We start from the raw sequence: 20,270 nt of genomic DNA on the forward strand, positions 1-20,270 counted from the left end.
TTTGATCCAATGTTTTAAGTTTTATTTACCTGAATTTGAAATGACAATTTTTTCAATAAATCTTTGATTATCGGTTGTTAAGAATTCAGAGATGTAAATTCCGCTGCTTAATCCCGTGGTAGAAAAAGTATAATTTTCATCCGTTCCCAAATCTTTTTTAGACAATACTGTTTTGCCTAAGACATCATAAAGTTTAAAAGATTTCAACGCAAAATTATTTGGATTTGAAGCCTTTAAATTCTTATTGATATTATCCTGACTGATGAAAAATTGTTTTAGTGAATTATTTTCAACACCAAGTGTAGTAGCATCTTTAAAAGTAATTTTAAAGCGGTCATTGTAAACGCCCGGAGTAACGCTAACCTCGTAAGTTCCGTTTTTAACGTCATGATAGGAATCATCAAGGGCATCATAAATATAAATCTTCTGATTTGGATCGAAGTTGATGACTTCCGGAATGAAAAATTTAAAGGTTGTATTTGTAGTTGCTTTTGCTATAAGTGCTATTTTTTTATTTTCATCAAAATTGACTCCCTGAATAACGTAGCTTCCATCTTCTAACCAAAAAGTAACATCACTGGGTAAATCATCATCCATGTTTAATGCATCCATTCCGTAATCTATTCCATCAGTCGCTTCGGGTACAAAAGCCAATGCTAATTGTCTGGTAAATTGGTTGTTGATGATGGTGTTTAGTTTAAAATGCGAAACTTGCTCCACTACTTCTTCAGTATTTTTTGCTGAAACGTCTTCTTTTTTGGTGTTTTTGTCTTTTGAAGCTGGTCTTTCAAATTGTGATGAACCTGGAGCTTCCTGCATAAATATTCTGTGGCTATTTTTGAATTTTGCAGTTCCTGTTGCAGTAGCATTAATAACAAATCCTTGACCAATAGGTAAATATCTGCGATTAATTGAAAGCGGAGATAGCGAACCACCAGGATTCATTGATCCATCGCCATTATAAGAACTAAATGTTGCGGGGGTGTAAACACCTTGACTTGTTCTGGTCATAGGCGCATAAGAATCATAACCTCCTCTGTAATTTATAAGCGTGTGAGAGTTTACTGTTTTATCCTGCTCCCAAAAATAAGCGGCACCACCAGTCGCCGCATTTTCGCTATCAAAAAGAAACTCATTTAAATTTAGAGCTGAAGGATACGGATTTCCCGTTAAAGTGCTGCTATTAGCACCCAATATAATAGTTATAGTACCATCATTTGGTTTTCCTTTAAAATCATATCGCTGGGCACTTCCGGGATTATTTGTAACTCCCGTTCCTTCTGGATCTGTGCTATCAGTTCCGCTGGTTCCTTTCATAGAAAAGCCTTCTCCGGGAGCGAGTGTGGTAGTATTGCCAACGAAAACCCATTGCGAATAACTAGTAGCACTACTTAACTTGTAAATCCATTTTGAGGCTATTGCAAGCGGAGATGATGTTCCGTCAGAAGTGGTTGCTGGTAAAATAGTAGCAGGAGTAGATATAGTAGCACTTGTAGGTCTGCCTAACATCGTGATTCCAAATTGTCCATTATCTGCCGGAACAGTACTTCCAACGGGTGAGCACCAATAATTATAACTGTAATTGTTTGTAGTGCCTTCCTGATAAACAGATACAGTTCCTGTTCCGCTATTAGTTGAAGTTCCAGTGGTTCCTTGTACCAATTGAGAATTATTTCGTAAATACAAATTCGAGCCTGCGCCTAAATTAATATCCTGCTGAACAAAAAGTACTTCACTTTTTACATACATATATGCACTTGGACTGAAATAAATTTGTGAAACTGATTTTGTAGTGGTCAGTATCAAAATAAGTAGTATCGTTTTTTTCATAACTTATGATAAAAGATTAAACTGTTGATTTTGATTTTCTTAAGATAAAAAATATGCCAAGCAAAATTCCAATTGCAAAAAGTATTGCGATTTCACTATCTATGGGTACTGGATCACCAACCGGAGGTATACCTCGTGGCTGAGGTACGGGGGGATCGGGCATGGCATGACTGGTATACGTAATGCAAAAAAATAAGGCTAATAGTAACTTTCTGGCTTTCATATAGGTAATTCTAGATTTGGGTAAATAAAATTCATGAAAAAGAAAAATTATTACGTATCGATAATTTAATCGGTAAGAATAATTTTATAAAAAAAAGAACGGCCTGTAAAAATTTGTTGGTTTAGATAAAAATGTGCTTAAATGTAATTTTTTGGCTACGAAATGAAAATAAGATAATCTGTTAAAACGTAAATCAATCTGATAAAAAAACACGTACTTATCTTACATAAATTAGAGTTTTCGTATTTTTTTAACAAATCACTCTTGTAGTATAAATAAGATGTTTACTCTAATATATTGAATATAATCGTATTATATGACTGTTTGTCGATATTATTTTAAGTAAATTCTGATGTTAACATCGCGTTTTTAAGAGAAGTAATCTATTGTGAAAAATGAAGTAAAAAGGCAATTAGTTTAATAAAATCTAATCAAATGAAGTAAAACAAAAAAAAGCTGATCATAACGAGATCAGCTCTTTTTTTGTAAGTATTAAGGAGTTTTTTATTATTTAAGCGTCGCTTATTGTTCAATGATGGAGAGAATACTTTTAGGAATTTCATCAAACCCTTCTATCGAATAGGGTTTTATCAAATAAGCTTTTACGCCCATCAAATCGCATTTTTCTTTATAAACAGGATTAATGCTTGTGGAATAAACAAAGCATGGAATCGTTTTTAAATTGTTATTGTTTAAAATTTGCTGTAATGCCTCGATACCGTCAAGTATAGGCATATTGATATCAGTAAGAATAATATCAGGGATTTCATTTGAAGCATCTTCTAAAAAATTTAAAAGCTCTTCGCCATTAGCCACGAGGCTTACTTTTGCAAAATCCGGATTTTTATTAAAGGTATGACAGATTATATCCGCATCATCGATATCATCTTCGGCAATAATAATATGTAAGTTATATAAGTTTGGCATTTTATAAGATTGGGAAATAAAGGTTAAATATGGTACCCTCATTCAGTTTACTTTCTACAGTAATATTTCCTGAATGGTTCTCCATAATTTTTTTGCAAATTGCAAGACCTATACCGTTACCGGAATATTCGTTTTTGGCGTGCAATCTCTGAAATATAGTGAAAATTTTCAACAAATGGTTCTGTTCCATTCCAATACCGTTGTCTTTGATCTGAATTTTGATAAACTGATCGGACAGATTTGTAATTTCGGATTCAAAATTATCAATTTGTGAGATTTCGATAACAGGAAAATTATCTTTTCTACTATATTTAATCGCGTTTGAAATTAGATTAGAAAAAAGCTGACGCATTTGTACTCTGGAAGCTTTTAGCGTAGGCAATTTTCCTATTTTGATAACTGCTTTTTTATCAGACATTATAATCTCTAAATCTTCACTAACTTCCCGAATAATATCTACAAGATTAACATCGGTACGTTCTTCTTGTGCGGTATGAGAAGAATAGCTCACTAAATCATCTACCAATGAATTTAAGCGTAAAGCTGCTGCTTTCATAACGCTCATCGATTTGGCATCAGTTTCAGAAAGATAACTTCCATCAATTCGGCCATTATACATGACAATTTTTCTAAGCGGTTCTTTAAGATCGTGCGATATTACATGAATAAACTCTTCAAGATTATCATTTGTTTTATTGAGTTCATGAATTTTTTCTTCAAGGTCTTTTTGATGTTTTATTAAAGCATCTTCATGTTTTTTCTTCTCGGTAAGATCCGTAATTATAATTCCAATTCCCTGAACGGCAGGCTCAAGATCCGTTACTGAAATATAGGCTGGAAAAGTATTTCTGTAAGTCTCGGTTTTAAATACAATTTCGTGCGTAGTAATGCCGTATTTTAACGCTTCAATCATCGGAACAAAATTATCCTGACTATTAAAGTATTCGTAAAGGTAGCTTCCAATTATTTTTTCAGCCGGAATTCCTATCAGTTTTGAGAAAAAGTCATTACAATACAATACTAGTCCATTTCTGGAAATGCTTAATGCGCCCTGAGCAAATTTCTCTATTAGTAACCTAAAAGTATAGTCGGCAGTTTCGAGCGAATACAGCTGAGGAGTTCCGTTTGCATTCACTACAAGCGCATCTACATCTCCTTGCTTTATGGCATCAACAATACTATTAGATTCATAAAGTTGTTCTTTTAAGGCAGCTATTTGAGCTTTTAGGGATTCTATATTTGTATTATTATCCTTCAAATTATTTGCGTATGTTTAGGATTCTTAATACCTTTTCTTTGTCTGATAAATCGCCCAATATTATACGTCTTGGTGCAGGATTTGTTTTTATCAGAGTAGGTATCGCTACTATTTGATGTATTACAGCTTGTTCTGTATCACGACTAATATCTATGATTTCGAGTTCGTAAGCATCCTTGAGATATTGATCGCAGATTTTACGCAGGTTTTCGATGGCATGGCCTGATTTAACAGACATACCCGAAACAAAAAGCATAAATTTATGTTTGGTTGTACTTGAGCCATCAGAGGAATCGTCCATTTTTTTTAAGAGTTTAAGGGTTTTATGTTTAGCCCAACAAGTACTCGTTCTTCATTCGATAGATCACCAATGATCTTGCGAATAGGTTCTGGAAATTTTCTCACTAATGTAGGTACAGCAAAAATCTGATCACCTTCTGCCAATTGCGGATTTTTAAGCAAATCTACAATTTCGATGCTGTAAATTCCTTTCAAATGTTCTTCGGCGTATTTTTTTATATTTTCCAGTGCCGTTATTGACTTTGGCGTTTGACCTGCAATATATAGTCTTAACTGCCATTCGGCTACAGCTTCTTTTTTCATTTTATTCTATTTTTTCGAACTTAGTTTTTCCTGTAATTCTTCGGTTGCTTTAAGGATACTTAGTTCCTCTTGTGCCGATTCGAATTCAGTTTTAAGTGATTCAATATTAGCTTCAAGAACTTTGCGTTTACGCTCAATTTCTCTGTCTTTTCGGCTAATTTCGTTTTGAAGCTTAATCTCAGATATGGTTTTCTTCAATTGATGCGATTGTCTTGCAGCACCCGTCAGTATACCCTGAGGACCTAATTCTACATCTAATAATTCTATTCCCTTATTGGTAATTACAAATTCTCTAACCTGATTAGAATGTCCCATTCCTCGGGCTTTTACAATAAAAATTCCACGATTTCTTTCGCCAATTCCTTCCATATCACGAACTGTAATCCAGGTATCTACTAATGACGATACAGATTCTTCGGCAAGATCCGGCCTAAAATTATCGGTTTGTTTGTTTAATGAGGTAAAAAGCGCCGTAATATTATTGGCTTTCAGCATATCAATAAGCCTCACCAACATTGATCGTACTTCATGTTCGCTTCCCACTGTAATTAAATTACTAATAGGGTCGATAATAATTGTAGTAGGTTTAAATTCCCTGATTAATTTGCGGAGCGTAAGCAAGTGCAGCTCGAGACCATTAAGGGACGGACGTGAAGAATGAATTTGAAGAGTACCATCATTAATATGTTTTTCAAGATCGATACCAATCGATTTCATATTGCGAACCAATTGTTGAGGTGATTCTTCAAACGCAAAATAAATTGTTTTTTCTTTCTTTTCGCATTGCTCATTGGCAAAATAACACGCAATAGTGGTTTTAGCCGTTCCTGCTGTTCCTGAAACTAAAATATTGCTTCCACGGTAAAATCCGCCACCCTGAAACATATCATTTAATCCCGGAACTCCCGTCGAAATAATATCTGATGAAACTTCATTATCCAGTTTTAGCGATGTAATAGGCAAAACCGAAATTCCGTCTTCATCAATAAGAAACGGGTATTCATTTGTACCATGCGTTGATCCTCTGTATTTTACAATACGAAGTCTTCTGGTCGAAACCTGTTCGATTACACGATGATCCAGCACAATTACACAATCAGAAACGTATTCTTCAAGTCCCTGACGCGTTAAAGTTGCTTCTCCGCGTTCTCCTGTAATAATTGCTGTTACACCTTTGGTTTTTAGCCAATGAAATAATCTTCGCAGTTCTGCTCTAAGAATCGCCTGATTATCAAGACCCGCAAAAAGAGATTCTATAGTATCGAGTACCACTCGTTTTGCTTTTATAGAATCAATGGCGTGTCCTAACCTGATGAATAATCCATCAAGATCGTATTCGCCTGCTTCTTCGATTTCAGATCTTTCAACTCTTACGTGATCTACGACGAGTTTTTTATCTTTTTTGAGTTTTTCGAGGTCAAAGCCAAGGGATTTTACGTTTAAAGTAAGATCATCCGATGGTTCTTCAAACGACATGAAAACTCCGGGTTCGTTATATTCTGTAATACCTTTAATAAGGAACTGCATTGATAACAATGTCTTTCCGCAGCCGGCGCCACCGCAAATTAAAGTTGGTCGTCCTTTCGGAAATCCACCATCAGTAATTTCATCAAGGCCGTCTACTCCCGTAGGAGTTTTGGGAAATATAAAACTATGTGATTTTGATTGTTCTTGCACGCTATTTAATATTCTATGTTACTCAAATATACGTTTTCCTAGAATATTAACAATTAATATTTATTAAAGATTTAACAGCTGTTTAGATTAAAATGAAATTTTTTAGGAATGCTTTTATTCTAAACATGGGAATAATGTAAAATTTAAAGTAAATTATAAAACAATTTATTATGGAGATTTTATATTTGACCTGTGATTTTTTTTATATTTAGGCAATATTGTTTTTTTTCAGAATTAGAATTAAACAAATCAAACCGGTTTCAAAGTGCTCGTAACCCTTTTGTCATCATAGCGTGAATATAATTTGATGAATAAAGAATGCTTCAAATACATTAAACAGAAAGGGAATAGTAATTAGCTATTCCCTTTTGTTTTGAATTAATATTTAACCTTTAAAATAAGGATCAAATTATTTAATAGTGATTGCCATATTTGGTACTAATATATCGCCTGTTACTCCTGAGTAGCGTTGTGCATATACTTCTATATAATCATTATTTGATAATTCAACAGATCCATTTAAAGGAAGAACGACAATATCATTTACAACTGCCCCTCTTCCATAAATTTTGTATTGATTCAATGGTACCCCATTTTTCGCTATATAAATAATATAGACGGCTATTCCCGGAACCTGAAAAGAAATAGATCCTGCAATCTGAAAAATTCTTTTCTTTTTTCCCACATATCTTAATCTGTTATTGTTATTAGGAATTACATCTAAAGCAAATCGAAATAAATTGTACGATGTTGAATTTCCGTTAACTTTTACTGAAGTACTTGGATTTGATGATGTGAAAGAAGTATTAGCTCCCGATCCAACTGCATAATCCATCGCAAAATCGCCAACCGCATTTGCATCTGCCTCCGTAGGTATTCCGGCAGCTCTTACAGTCCAACTGTTGGTAAAATTATAACCTGAATACGTTCCTGCCGTATAGGGTTTTACATATCCCGCAGCATTTCCACCTGTAAATACAACTGATTCTAAAACGGCATCACCACTGATAACTGGGTTTGAGGATACGTCAAAACCCACTGCGCTACCTTCAACCTGACTAAAGCCGCCTTGTTTTTCGACAAGCATAAAAGTTCCTGTAAGTTTTTCATAAGTTCCTGTGTTATTAGCAAACCATCCTTGGTTACTAAGTAACAATTGGTTTATGTTGTTATAAATGATTCCGTTTGTATTTGCGGAAAACTGAATGATACTTAAAAATACTAATCCAAAACCTGAAATTGTACCCACTGTATTAGAATTTGCCACAACACAATCCCTGAATATTAAATTTTGCGTTGCTGCCCCACTAAGGTTAAATACGTTTCCTGCTGTAGCTATAATGGTTACACCTTTGATGCTTCCTCCATTTGCTCCTTCAAAAATATTTCCTGAAGTTCTTATGATAATATCGTTATTGGTATCCAATCCTTGAACATACGCATTGTTTAAATCAATAGGAAAATTAAATGGTACTGTACCATTAATTTCATACAATGTATTAGAATTTAAAACATATTTTGATCCTCCTCCTACAGCAAGTTCAGCAGCTAAAACCGTTGCTAAAACATCTGTAGATTTTATACGTTTAAAATTGATTCGGCCTGGTACGCCGCTAACAATTGGTACCCAGGAACCGGTTGAATAATAATAAAATGTTTTCAAATCAGTATCATAAACAATTAATCCCTCTGCCGGAGTTGCAATAGCGTTTTTTTGTATTGTTCCCATTCTGGGCGTCAACATTCCTTTTGTGCCAGATGTGACATCCAAAACAGAACTTATATTGGGTGTTACTGTTCCAATCCCGATTTGAGCATTTCCTGTTAAAGTAAAAAGAAGGAAAAAAAGGAACATTACTACTTTATTATTTTGAAGAAAAGATTTAGTGATCATAATTTTTAATTTTAGTGAGTTGGTGTATATTTTATTTACCTGAATTTGATATGATAATTTTTTCAGTGAATCTTTCATTATCAATTGTTAAGAACTCTGTAATGTAAACGCCGCTGCTTAGTCCGCTGGTTGAAAAAGTATAATCCTGATCTGTTCCCAAATCTTTTTTTGATAGTACAGTTTGGCCTAAAACATCATATAGTTTAAATGATTTTAGATTTAAATTATGAGGATTTTCGGCTCTTAGTTTACTATTACCGTTATCCTGAATAATGAAAAATTGTTTTGCAGTATTATTACCAATGCCAAGTGTAACAGTATCTTTAAAGGTGATTTTAAAGCGGTCATTGTAAACTCCGGGCGCAACAGTAACTTGGTAAGTTCCATTTTTGATGTCATGATAAGAATCGTTAAGAGCATCATAAATGTAAATCTTCTGTGTATTGTCGAAGTTTATCACCTCGGGAATAGAAAATTTAAAACTAGCTGTAACGGTAGCTTTTACAGTAAGTGCAATTTTCTTTGTTTCATCAAAATTGATCCCCTGAATAACATAGCTGCCGTTTTCTATCAAAAAAGTAACATCGTTAGGCAGCGCATCATCCATATTTAGTGCATCAATTCCATAATCAACTTCATCAGTAGCTGTTGGTACAAAAGCTAATGCTAATTGTCTTGTAAATTGATTGTCAATGATTGTATTTAACTTAAAATGCGAAACCTCTTCACCAGCTTCTTCGGCGGAATTTCCTTTTTTAGCGTTTTTTTCTTTTGGAGTTTGTCTTTCAAATTGAGACGAACCAGCGCTTTCTTTCATAAACATCCTATGACTATTTTTGAATGTGGCAGATCCGCTTGCAATGCCACTAATAACAAATCCCTGACCTATAGGAGAATATTTTCTACTTATTATAAGTCCGGATGATGAACCACCGGCGTTTACTGAACCATCTCCGTTATACGAACTAAAAGTAGCGGGGGTATAGACACCAGCAGCCCCTAAACTTACAGGAGAATAGGATCCGTAGCCTCCTCTGTAGTTGATAAGAGTATGAGAGTGTACTGTTTTATCCTGTTCCCAAAAGTAGGCGATGCCACCAGTTGCCGCGTTCGAACCGTCTAAAAGAAAAGCATTTAAATGCAAAGCTGATGGATAAGGATTCCCGGTTAGGGTTGCATTATTGATACCTAAAGTAATAGTGATAGTTCCATCATTTGGTTTTCCTCTAAAATCATATCTCTGCGCACTTCCTGAATTGTTGGTTAGTCCGGTTCCTTCAGGGTCTGTTGCATCTGTTCCGCTAGTACCTTTCATCGAAAAACCTTCGCCGGGAGCTAATGTTGTTGCTCCGCCAACGAAAACCCATTGCGAATAATTATTGGCGTTAGTGAGCTTATAAATCCACTTTGAAGCTATTGCCAGTGGGTTGGAAGTTCCGTTAGAATTAGCCGGAGCTAAAATAACAGTCGTTGTCGAAGCTATAGAAGTTGTTGGTCTGCTTAACATTGTGATTCCAAAGTTTTCATTTCCGGAAACAGCAGAAGCATTTCCTACGGGTGAACACCAATAGTTATAATCAAAATTGTCTGAAGTGCCTTCCTGATAAACAGAGACAACACCTGACCCTGTATTGATAGAAGCTCCCAAAGTTCCCTGTAATAATTGCGAATTATTTCTTAAATATAAATTTGAACTTGAAGCTAAATTAATATCCTGCTGAACATATAAGACTTCATTTTTTACATACATGTTTGCATTGGGACTAAAATAAATCTGTGAGATGGATTTTGTAGTTGCCAGAATCAAAATGAGTAAAGTAGTTTTTTTCATGATTTTCATTTTTTAGGACATTAATAAAGTTTGATTTTTACTTGTATCATGACCTATTTGATTTTTCGACGATCGATTTTGAGATAGGTTTTGTTCTTTTTAAGAGAAAAAAAATGCCCAACAAAACACCGCCTGCGAATAGTATAGATATTTCGCTGTCTATTGGTACCGGATCACCTACAGGAGGGGGTATAGATTGTGGCTGCGGAGGAAAGGGCATAGCGGCACTTTTAAAAGTTACACTAAAAAATAAGAGTAGTAATAACTGTAACTTTCTAATTTTCATATGATATTTTTAGATTTGGGTAAATAAAATTCATGAAATCGAAATTATTTTTACTTTATTGAAGCATCAATTGGTAAGAATAATGGTATAAAAAATAAGAACGGCTTGTAGTAAAATAGTTATTTAAGAGAATCGTGTATGATGTCTAATCTGTTGGCAAAGAGTGAATGATGGAACAATGTGTTAATTTGTGAAACAATCTGATGGGCATTTCACTTTAATCTTGTAATAAATAAGCTTTTCGTACTTTTAAGATCTATTTAGGTTTAATAGAATTAGGTAGGTATTTTTTAAATGTATTGAAAAATTATCATGTATTTTTAAATATTTTTAAAAAAAAATTATACTGTGTGGCGATAAAAATTAAAATATTCGTAAAATTTAGCCAAAACACATTAACGAAGATTTTGAAGAAGAAAATAATCTACTAACAAATAATGATTGACTTTTAATTGAAGTTTCTTTTATTAAATAGAAAGTTTTGCGTGATAATTAAAATGCACACAAAAGAAAAGATTGTTTTTTGAAGATGAATCTAAAGTGAAAATACTTTATACTTTCGTTTAATTGTTTTGGCTTGGAAGTGCCAGTATATTTTTGTTGATGATATTTTTATCCGAAACATTTTTGGCTAAGCCAAAGGCAGTTTCAAAATGTTGTAAAGCTTTTTGATCATCATACCCTGAATATAAATGTCCGAGTAAAGAATAATAAAAATGATTATCAGTTAATTGTAGTTTTTCTGCTTCAACAATTGCTTCTTGTTTTCCTGCCACTTTAGATAAAGCATACGTTCTGTTTAAAGCAACAATAGGAGAATACTCTAAAATGATCAAATGGTTATACAATTCTAAAATATGCTGCCATTTTTCAGTTGTGTCTTTTTTCTGCGTATGCCAGTAGGCAATTCCGGCTTCGAGATGGTATTTAGATAGTGTATTTCCGGTAGAAGACTGACTCAGAAAATAAGTTCCTTTGTCTATTAATTCCTGATTCCATAACGATTCATCCTGATCCTGATATAAAATAATTTCTCCGTTTTCTGTTGTTCGGGCATCGAATCGTGACGAATGAAAACACATTAAAGCCATCAATGCATTAGTTGCAGGCAGATTGGTCGTTTTGTTCTGAATTAATAAATAAGTCAAACGCATGGCTTCGGCACAAAGATCTTTTCGTAAAGTCGTATTTTGCGAAGTAGAGTAGTAGCCCTCAGAAAATAAAAGATAAATGGTTTTAAGAACCGTATCGATTCGTTCTTGTACTTCGGTTGAGTTCGGGTTTTGAATTTTGATGTTTTCTTCCTTAAGTTTTTCTTTGGCGCGATTTATTCTTTTATAAATCACTTCTTTATTAGAAAGAAAAGCATCGGCAATTTCGTTGATTCCAAAACCGCATAGTAAATTTAAGGCAAGCGCAATCTGAGCTTCATCAGAATTGCAGGGATTGCAAACTGTAAAAATCATTGCTAACTGACTATCAGAAATATTCTGATCAGATAAATCAATTTCGATTTCAGGATTGTTTAATGCGGAATTATATTTTATTTCGGTGACAATTTTCTTTTCGAAAATATCATTTCGTTTAAAATAATTCTTGGTTTTATTTTTAGCCACAATATAAAGCCAGGCCGTTGGATTTTCAGGAATTCCTTTAATTGCCCATGTTTCTGATGCTGTCAAAAAAGTATCACTCACAATATCCTCAGCAATTTCGATATGATGAATACCAAACAAATTGCACAAAACCGAAACTATTTTCTGGTACTCGGTTCTAAATAAATGAGGGATGAGTTCTTGGTTCATAGTGGTGAAAGTAAATTCTAATATATTGCCCGCGGGTTTTACGGGTTAAACGGGTTTTCGCTGGTTTATTTCTTTTTGGCATCTTTGTCATCTTGGCGAAAACACTCTTATGAATGATTGTCCTAGCCCCGATAGAAGTGGAAATCCTTTTGTGGCGGTGTTCGCCACAAAAGATTGGAACGTATAGCGGGATTAGCTCCTAAAAAAAACAGCGAAAACCCGTTTAACCCGCCTAATCCGTGCGCAATGTATTGGAATTTGGAATTTAAAAAAAATTGAAATTTTTAATAATTCTACATCGCCTGACGTATCTCTACATTTCCACCCAAGTTCAAAACCGGACATCCTTGAGCGATTTCGGCTGCTTCGTCATAATCCTTGGCTTTTATGATAATCAATCCGCCAATAGATTCTTTGATTTCTACAAAAGGTCCGTTTGTAATTCCTTTTGCTTTGCTGACAATTTTTCCTTGTCCGTCCCATTTTTGCAAAGGTCTGGCAAGTTTATCCTGTGCGGCCAAACCACCAAACCAGTTTTGCCATTGTTGCAAATGTTGTTGCAATTCTTCGGGTGAAGGCTGATTTTCTTTGGTGGTAAAATCTCTTCTGAATATTAATATAAATTCGTTCATTGTTTTTATTTTATTGTTTTATCTTAAATGTTTTTTACGCAGATTTTCCAAATTAAATCTGCAAAATCTGCGTGAAATAAAAATCTTTTTTAATCTATTATCTGGGACTAATGTCTAATATTATAGTAAAAAAAGCTGTCTTTTATTTGAGATATAAATTTAGTGTTTTACCAAAGACAAAAAACAGCCTGATTTATTTATCCAAATTGTCCCACTCTGTAAGTTCCCGGAGTATTAGGAAATGCAAGGTTAAAACGATTCCAGGTATTGATTGTGGTAATTACAAGTGTAAGATCGATTAATTCCTCATCAGAAAATTCACTTTTTGCGATCGCATAAACATCGTCATGAACCTGACAAGCCGTTACAGCTTCCGCCCAAGCCAAAGCAGCTCTTTCTCTTGAAGTATAATACGGAGTTTCTCTCCAAGCGCTTAAACCAAATAAACGTTGTGGAGTTTCTCCGGTTGCCAAAGCTTCTTTTGAGTGCATGTCTAAACAATACGCACAACTATTAATTTGTGATACTCTAAAATCGACTAAATCTAATAACGATTTTTCAAGTCCTGATTTTTTAATGTAACCTGTAATGGCAAATAAAGTACTTAACGCTTTTTGACCTTTTTCGAATGCATTGATTCTAGTTTCCATGATGTATAATTTTTAATGTTATACTCTAATGACAACTGAACTTTCAGGATTGGACAAATTTTCGAAAAAAAATATAGAATTTTACGAAGTTTTTTTTAACCCTTGATTTTGCTGGGTTTTGATGTGTTTTTAATTGAGGATTAAATCTATATTTTTAGAATAGTTAGACAATAAAGGTTTGCCATTAAAACTATTTGTCATTGTCCAGGGTACAAGTTGTCCTTTTTCGATGATTTCTTTTTTAGAATAAACCATACTAAAATACATTTCTAAATCATTTGGATTTTTCGGCATTGGTTTATTTTTAGACTCTTGGGGAATATCTTCGTAATAATATGTGGATTGTTTTAAAACAGGATATTTATTAAGTAAATAATCATTTAAAGTAAATCGCGGGCCATCGCCTTTGCATAAATCTTCAAATAAAATAGGTGTAATAGTCAGATTTTTAATATTCTGCTTTAAACTTTTGTATTGATCCGAAGTTGTCGAAAAATCAGATTCCTTCAGATTATCCTTTTGAGACAATTGCCTGATAACCGAGAGTCGGACATAATCGCCATTGATTTCGGTAACCTTAAATACAAAATAATATTTTTGGTAACTCTGGCTTCCGTTAATACCAGTTTCTTTACTAAAAATAAAGCTTCCTACTTGTAGCTGATGTTCTTTTGTAGTGATGGCTTTTTTCCACATATAAGGCTTGTAAACCTTTTCTCGTATGAGATAAAAAGCGATTAATGTGATAACGGAAATTAGGATTATTTTTTTCATTTGTTTGGATAGTAGGAGCGAAGTGCTTTTACAAATATCAACAAATTTTAATTAGGGTTGAAGAAAAAAAATAGCCACAGATTAAAAGGATTAAAAAGATTTTTTAAAAGATCTGCGAAATCTGCTAAATCTGTGAGAAAAAAAATACTAGCTAATAAATATTTCACCCCACTGGGCTTATTGAAATGTGGATATTAAATTACCTATAAATATTACGTCCCGCCGGGACTTTTTATTATTAACCTTAAAAGTAAAGAAAGCTCCAGCGGAGCGTTATATTTATAGCAAAAGAAGAATACAATTGTTGCTAAAGCTCCAGCGGAGCGACATATATTGCATAGCGATATTTTTATGTGTTGAAATATGTCAAACACAAAAAATTTAAGAATCCAGCCAATTCTTAAAATTATTAATTTCTTTTTTGCTTAAAATAATAGGCTCGCTATCCGGAATGGCAACATTTAATAAAATCTCGATTTTCTGACTAGAATGCTTGATTATCTCCTGAATATGATGACGGTTGATAATGTATTTTCGATTGATTTTAAAGAAAAGTACAGGATTTAGTTTGTTTACCAAATCTTTTAGATTGCTGTTGTATAAATAACTGCTGCCGGAATTGGTGTAAATAAACATATGCTTTCCTGTGGCATAAAAATAGGTAATTGAAGTATCGTTTATAGAAAGAAGCTTATCCCTGTGATTGACCAAGAAATGATGCTGAACGTTGCTTTGATTTTCAATTTCGACCAAAGATTCAACAATCAGGTTGGTATTAAAAGTTTCTTTTATGTTTTTGTATTTTACGAGCGCTTCATGTAATTCTTCTTCTTCGTAAGGTTTTAGAAGATAATCTATAGTGAAATGTTTGAAAACTTTTACGGCATAAGAATCGTAAGCGGTAATAAAAATAACGGGGCATGAAACAGTTGCCTGCTCAAAAATGTCAAGACTTTTTCCGTCTCCTAAATGAATATCCATAAAGGCAAGATCAACACTATTTTTCGTAAAGAAAGCTACGGCATCTTTTACAGACTTGAGTACCGTGATTTCATTGATCGAAATAATACTTTGTTGTTCTAATATTGATTTGAGATAGTTTGAAGCCAAATGTTCGTCTTCAATAATAACTATTTTCATTACGTTTAATTTTCTGTAAAGTTAAAAAAAAAGCTCCGTTAAAAACGGAGCTAATTTTTTTACAAATCAGGATTATTTAAACGGGCATCAAGAGGGAATGGAAGCGTATAACGCGGATCATTTTCTATTAATGTATAATCTTGATCATTAAAAGTATGATTGATTTGTTTTTGTGTTGTTCTTCTTAAATCAAACCAACGGTGACCTTCTACAGCAAACTCACGTTGTCTTTCCTGAGCAATAAACTCAAGAAGCTGAGTTTGTGTCATTGTAGCAATCGAAGTACTTAATGTATTAAAAGCTGTTGTAGTGTATCTGTTTTTGATAAAAGTGATTACAGTTGCTTTTGCTGTTGGCAAATCGCTTAATTGTGCCGATGCTTCTGCTTTAGTCAAATACAATTCAGATGTTCTGAACGTACATTTTTGAGCGATATCACCACCTTTTTTAAATCTATATCTGCTTCCGCTTGCCTGATAATATAAAGCAAAACGTAAATCGTTTGTTTTATCGTAAACGCCTGTTAAAGTTGGCGCAGCATATGATGCTCCTTTCAAAAGATTAATAAAAGGATCCTCAAGTGCTAGTATAGATTCTGGTCCGTTGTAAAGATTTGGTAAAGCAGCAGTAGTGTTTAAGTTGATTAAAGCACTTTTGTATGTCATTGCTTTATCTGCAGCAGCAATAGCTTTTGCCCATTCTTTTCTGTATAAGAAAATACGAGATTCCATTGCATATAAAGCAGCTTTAGAAAAACGGTAGTTTATACCCGCTGTCTGAGTGTCTAAATTCAATAATTTGCTAGCCGCTTCATTATCAGATAAAATCTGGTCGTAAATAACAGCGACACTTTGAGGAACGTAAGCCTGCTCTAAATCTATTTGTAAAGCCAATGGAACACCTCTGTCTGTTCCAGCTGTTGCAGCATTAAAAGGTTTACTGAAGATATTCAATAAATCAAAATAAGTTAATGCTCTTAGTGCATAAGCTTCTCCTATTAGTTGATCTTTCTCTGCAGAAGGCGCTAGTTTTGCGCTTGCTTCATTGATGATAACATTCGTATAGAAAATTCTATTGTACAAAGCAGCGTAAGGAAAACTGTTTGTAGTTTTATCAGGATTGGCATCGTTCCAGATATAATGATCTCTGTAAAAAGTGGCATTATCATTAAATTCATCTAAAATCAATTCGTCTGCTCTAATAGCAGATAATGCTTTATGAATAGCAGTTGTAGAATAACCGCTTGTCATTACAGCTCTGTAATCAGTTAAAGTTTCCGGAATTACTTTACCTACCGGCTCAACATCAAGATAATGATCGCAGCTTACAGTAGTAATGGCTACACCGGCAAAGAATACGTATTTTAATATATTTTTCATTTTAAATCAGATTAAAAAGTTAGGTTACATCCTAAAGATATTGATCTTGGGATTGGTTGTGCATAGATATTTCCGTACGTTTCAGGGTCAAAGTAACCTTTATAATTAGAACTGATTACAAATAAGTTTCTTCCTTCGATACTAAATCTAACACTATCCATAAACAATGTTTTTGTTGCTGTTTTAGGCAATGAATATCCTAAACGAACGCTGCTTAAACGCATATAGCTCATTTCATGAACCCATGTATCTAAATAGTTGTAAACATTAAGCGGCGCCCCTGCTGGAGAAAACCATTGGAAAGCCATCCATGAATCTCCTGTTCCTGAAGTTGCACTAGTAATTCCAGGTATGTTCGAACCTGTATTAGTAGGTGACCAAGCATTAAGTATATCTGTAGTGTAGTTTTGACCACGATCTACTTGTGTACCATTAAAATTTGGTCTTTCAACAACAGTTTGTTTAAGATTGAAAGTGGTAGCAACAGTAAGATCAAAATTATGAACTTTAAAAGTGTTAATAATACCACCGGTAAATTTAGGATCTGCATCTCCAACATAAGTAAACAAATCTCTTGTTTGTTCATCTGTAAGTTTTGATTGCGAGAAAACTCCAGGGAAAAAATCTGCATAAGGATCAAAAAGACCAAAAAGAGTTTGCGTGTTTACAGTTTCTCCTTTTTTATTTACAAATAAAGGGAAACCACTTTCGTCAATTCCGTTAGTTTTTAATGCAAATACAGCATTAACAGGTAATCCTTGTCTTGAAGGTAAATAGCTGTTAGATCTTGTCTGGATACGATCAACAGTACTCTTATTATGAGCAAAATTAATAGTCGTGTTCCATTTAAAGTTAGGACGGTCAATGTTTCTTGTAGACAAAGAAATTTCATATCCTTTATTCGTTACCTGAGCCCAGTTAGCGTTTGTATATTCAAAACCGTTTTCAACAGGAAGTGATTGTAAACCAATTAAATCAGTACTTTTTCTTCCGTAAACATCAGTTACAATGCTGATACGATTGTTGAATAAACCAAGATCCATCCCGAAGTTGGTATTCTCCGTTTTTTCCCATCTTAATTTATCATTTGGAGGAGAAATTACAGTAATAATAGGTTCTGATTGCCCCGGTAAAATAATAGTTGTCTGATTTGTTCCAACAACATACGGAGAAGTATTTTTATCGATATTTCCTTGTAAACCGTAAGACGCACGTAATCTTAAATTAGAAACTATTTCGCTGCCTTTTAAGAAATTTTCTTCAGATACTGCCCATGAACCAGAAACTGCCCATAATGGTAAGTATTTGTATTTAGGATCTACACCAAATAAATCTGAACCGTCGTAACGAACACTTCCAAAGAAAGTATATTTTCTGTCATAAGTATAAGATGCTGTTGCGAACAATGATGCAAATGCATTTTCGTTTTCACTCTTTAAATACGTTCTATAGTTTAGATTAGATGCATAAGCCTGAGTTGGAAAAACAATTTGAGTTGTAGTCAATGTTTTCGGGTCGAAACCAAAACCTTTTGTATTAATAGAGGTGTTTTTGTTTTTTCTTAATTCATTACCCACCATAAATTCTAACTCATGTTTTCCTGCAAGAGTAGTACTATAGTTTAACATCGTTTTCCAGTTATATTGAAAAAAGTCAGTGTTTGAATTTTGAATAATTCCGCCCACAGGAAGGAAATAAGTATAAGCTCCATTTGCAAATACACTTGTTTTTTCTCTTTCTTTTCTTGTAAAGTAAGTGTCTTTACCAGCATATTTTTCAGAAGCATTGTTGTCAAACTGTAAACCAATTTGTGTACTTGCTTTTAATCCTTTTACAATATTGTAATCAACGTCAAGTAATGCTTTTATAGATCTTGTAGTCAATTCGTAATTGGTATTTTCCCTTTCTTCTAAGTAATTAAAAGGAATATATACACTTCCATTTCCATACCCGGTCATGTCTTTATCATAATTATAACTTCCATCAGCGTTTAATGGAGCTAAATATGGATTTGCGTTTCTGGAGTAATTAGCAGGATTTGTAAAAGTGTCTGTATCTGAAATATAAGATGATTTTTTACTTTGCGTACCAAAAATTCCAACTCCAACATGTAATTTATCAGTTACATCAAAGTTGTTTTTTAAAGTAAGGTTGTATCTGTCAAAACCAGTTCCGATAGTAGCACCTTCTTCGTTGTAAGCTCCTAAAGAGAAATAGTAATCAGATTTTTCTCCACCACCAGATAAACTTAATGTATATTGTTTGTTGATGGCACTTCTGTACAATAAATCGCCCCAATTGGTATTGGTGTTTCTTAAAGCGTTAATTGAGTTTTGTGTTGTTGGACTTAGAGACGAAAAACCTCCCGATCTGTAGGCTCCTAATTCATTAGCCTGTTTAAGAATACGGGAAATTTCTCCGTTACCGTCTCTGTAAGTCAAATCTTCTCTTGAAGCCAGCGAAAGTTCAAAATCTACTTTTTGAGAAGAATTTAAAAGGTTTAATTTAGAAAAATCAGGTTTTTGAGTCACGAAAGTATTCACATTCAAATCTACTTTCATGCTTCCTTTTTTTCCTTTTTTAGTCGTTACCACAATAACACCGTTTGCAGCTCTTGCCCCGTAAATGGCAGTTGCAGCAGCATCTTTTAATATGGTAATATCTTTAATATCTTCAGGATTTAAACCTGCGATAGAAAAATTGCTTAAAACATCGATATTGTCTTTATCATAATTTTGAGGAACATCATTTCCTTCAAGTGGTAAACCATCTAAAACCCATAACGGATCCTGCGCACCATTAAGAGAGGCAGTACCACGAATTCTGATTTTAGAGATCGTTCCAGGAGCTCCTGTTTGTTGTGTTACGGCAACACCCGCAACCTGACCAATTAACATTTGATCTAAACTCGCCACACCCGCTTGTTTGATATCTGCCATTTCAACTTTTGCAACAGCTGATGTCAGTTTTCTTTTTTCGATCTTTTGGTAACCTGTTACTACAATTTCTTTTAATTCGCTAACATCAGATTTTAAAGAAATAGTGTATTGGTTTTTATCTGTAATATCAATTGTATAAGGCAAATATCCCATATAAGATACTCTTAAAGTTTTGATATTACTGTTAATTTTAAATTCAAAAGCACCATCAAAATCGGTTACGGTCCCAAGGCTTGCACTTAGGATCACCCCTTTTTGTTCTGTGTTATTCGATACGGAACTGTTCTCTACAGAAACAGTAACTCCTGGTATTGGCAGTCCGTCTTTGGCATCAAGTACCTTTCCTTTAATAGTCCTTTCTTGCGCATATCCCGAAAGGGCAAGAAGGAAACTCAGCATGTAAAATAAATTCTTCATTGGGT

Annotated in this window: 15 protein-coding genes; all 15 read right to left on the bottom strand. The window is 33.9% G+C overall.

The genetic code is table 11. The features are described 5' to 3' along the window. Positions 1-21: 21 nt before the first annotated feature. The 15 genes from L0669_RS14905 to L0669_RS14975 all read right to left on the bottom strand — a co-directional run bounded on the left by L0669_RS14905 (position 22) and on the right by L0669_RS14975 (position 20,265). Positions 22-1,830: a T9SS type A sorting domain-containing protein gene (locus tag L0669_RS14905; RefSeq protein ID WP_263758538.1), complete on the bottom strand. Its 1,809-nt coding sequence runs from the start codon at positions 1,828-1,830 to the stop codon at positions 22-24. A gap of 745 nt (positions 1,831-2,575) precedes the next feature. Then, complete coding sequence (locus L0669_RS14910; RefSeq protein ID WP_173971632.1) at positions 2,576-2,980, bottom strand: response regulator; 405 nt, start codon at positions 2,978-2,980, stop codon at positions 2,576-2,578. A 1-nt stretch (position 2,981) separates the two neighbouring features. After that, positions 2,982-4,238 carry a PAS domain-containing sensor histidine kinase gene (locus L0669_RS14915; protein WP_263758539.1) on the bottom strand — a complete coding sequence of 419 codons (1,257 nt, stop codon included), beginning with the start codon at positions 4,236-4,238 and terminating at the stop codon, positions 2,982-2,984. A 1-nt stretch (position 4,239) separates the two neighbouring features. Beyond that, entirely contained in the window at positions 4,240-4,539 is a 300-nt protein-coding gene (locus L0669_RS14920) for a circadian clock KaiB family protein (protein ID WP_263758540.1), read from the bottom strand. Between the two features lie 5 nt (positions 4,540-4,544). Continuing rightward, on the bottom strand, positions 4,545-4,841 hold the full coding sequence (locus tag L0669_RS14925) for a circadian clock KaiB family protein (protein WP_055092894.1): 297 nt from the start codon (positions 4,839-4,841) through the stop codon (positions 4,545-4,547). A gap of 6 nt (positions 4,842-4,847) precedes the next feature. Next, positions 4,848-6,518: a circadian clock protein KaiC gene (kaiC, locus tag L0669_RS14930; RefSeq protein ID WP_263758541.1), complete on the bottom strand. Its 1,671-nt coding sequence runs from the start codon at positions 6,516-6,518 to the stop codon at positions 4,848-4,850. Positions 6,519-6,927: 409 nt separating this feature from the next. Continuing rightward, positions 6,928-8,412, bottom strand: a complete 1,485-nt coding sequence (locus L0669_RS14935) for a hypothetical protein (protein ID WP_263758542.1) — start codon at positions 8,410-8,412, stop codon at positions 6,928-6,930. 31 nt (positions 8,413-8,443) lie between these two features. Continuing rightward, positions 8,444-10,243 (bottom strand): T9SS type A sorting domain-containing protein, encoded by a 1,800-nt coding sequence (locus tag L0669_RS14940; RefSeq protein WP_263758544.1) that lies wholly within the window; start codon positions 10,241-10,243, stop codon positions 8,444-8,446. An 849-nt stretch (positions 10,244-11,092) separates the two neighbouring features. Then, on the bottom strand, positions 11,093-12,334 hold the full coding sequence (locus L0669_RS14945; protein WP_263758545.1) for an RNA polymerase sigma factor: 1,242 nt from the start codon (positions 12,332-12,334) through the stop codon (positions 11,093-11,095). Between the two features lie 293 nt (positions 12,335-12,627). Continuing rightward, entirely contained in the window at positions 12,628-12,966 is a 339-nt protein-coding gene (locus tag L0669_RS14950; RefSeq protein ID WP_173971627.1) for a YciI family protein, read from the bottom strand. A gap of 197 nt (positions 12,967-13,163) precedes the next feature. Beyond that, entirely contained in the window at positions 13,164-13,616 is a 453-nt protein-coding gene (locus L0669_RS14955; protein ID WP_263758547.1) for a carboxymuconolactone decarboxylase family protein, read from the bottom strand. Between the two features lie 129 nt (positions 13,617-13,745). Then, entirely contained in the window at positions 13,746-14,390 is a 645-nt protein-coding gene (locus L0669_RS14960) for a hypothetical protein (RefSeq protein WP_263758549.1), read from the bottom strand. A gap of 381 nt (positions 14,391-14,771) precedes the next feature. Beyond that, entirely contained in the window at positions 14,772-15,530 is a 759-nt protein-coding gene (locus L0669_RS14965; protein WP_263758550.1) for a LytR/AlgR family response regulator transcription factor, read from the bottom strand. 59 nt (positions 15,531-15,589) lie between these two features. Further along, a complete protein-coding gene (locus L0669_RS14970; RefSeq protein WP_263758552.1) occupies positions 15,590-16,909 on the bottom strand; it encodes a RagB/SusD family nutrient uptake outer membrane protein in 1,320 nt (439 codons plus the stop codon). A gap of 11 nt (positions 16,910-16,920) precedes the next feature. Continuing rightward, complete coding sequence (locus L0669_RS14975; protein ID WP_263758554.1) at positions 16,921-20,265, bottom strand: SusC/RagA family TonB-linked outer membrane protein; 3,345 nt, start codon at positions 20,263-20,265, stop codon at positions 16,921-16,923. Positions 20,266-20,270: the final 5 nt, after the last annotated feature.

This window comes from Flavobacterium bizetiae (assembly GCF_024271895.1).
In the GTDB taxonomy this organism is placed as follows: domain Bacteria; phylum Bacteroidota; class Bacteroidia; order Flavobacteriales; family Flavobacteriaceae; genus Flavobacterium; species Flavobacterium bizetiae.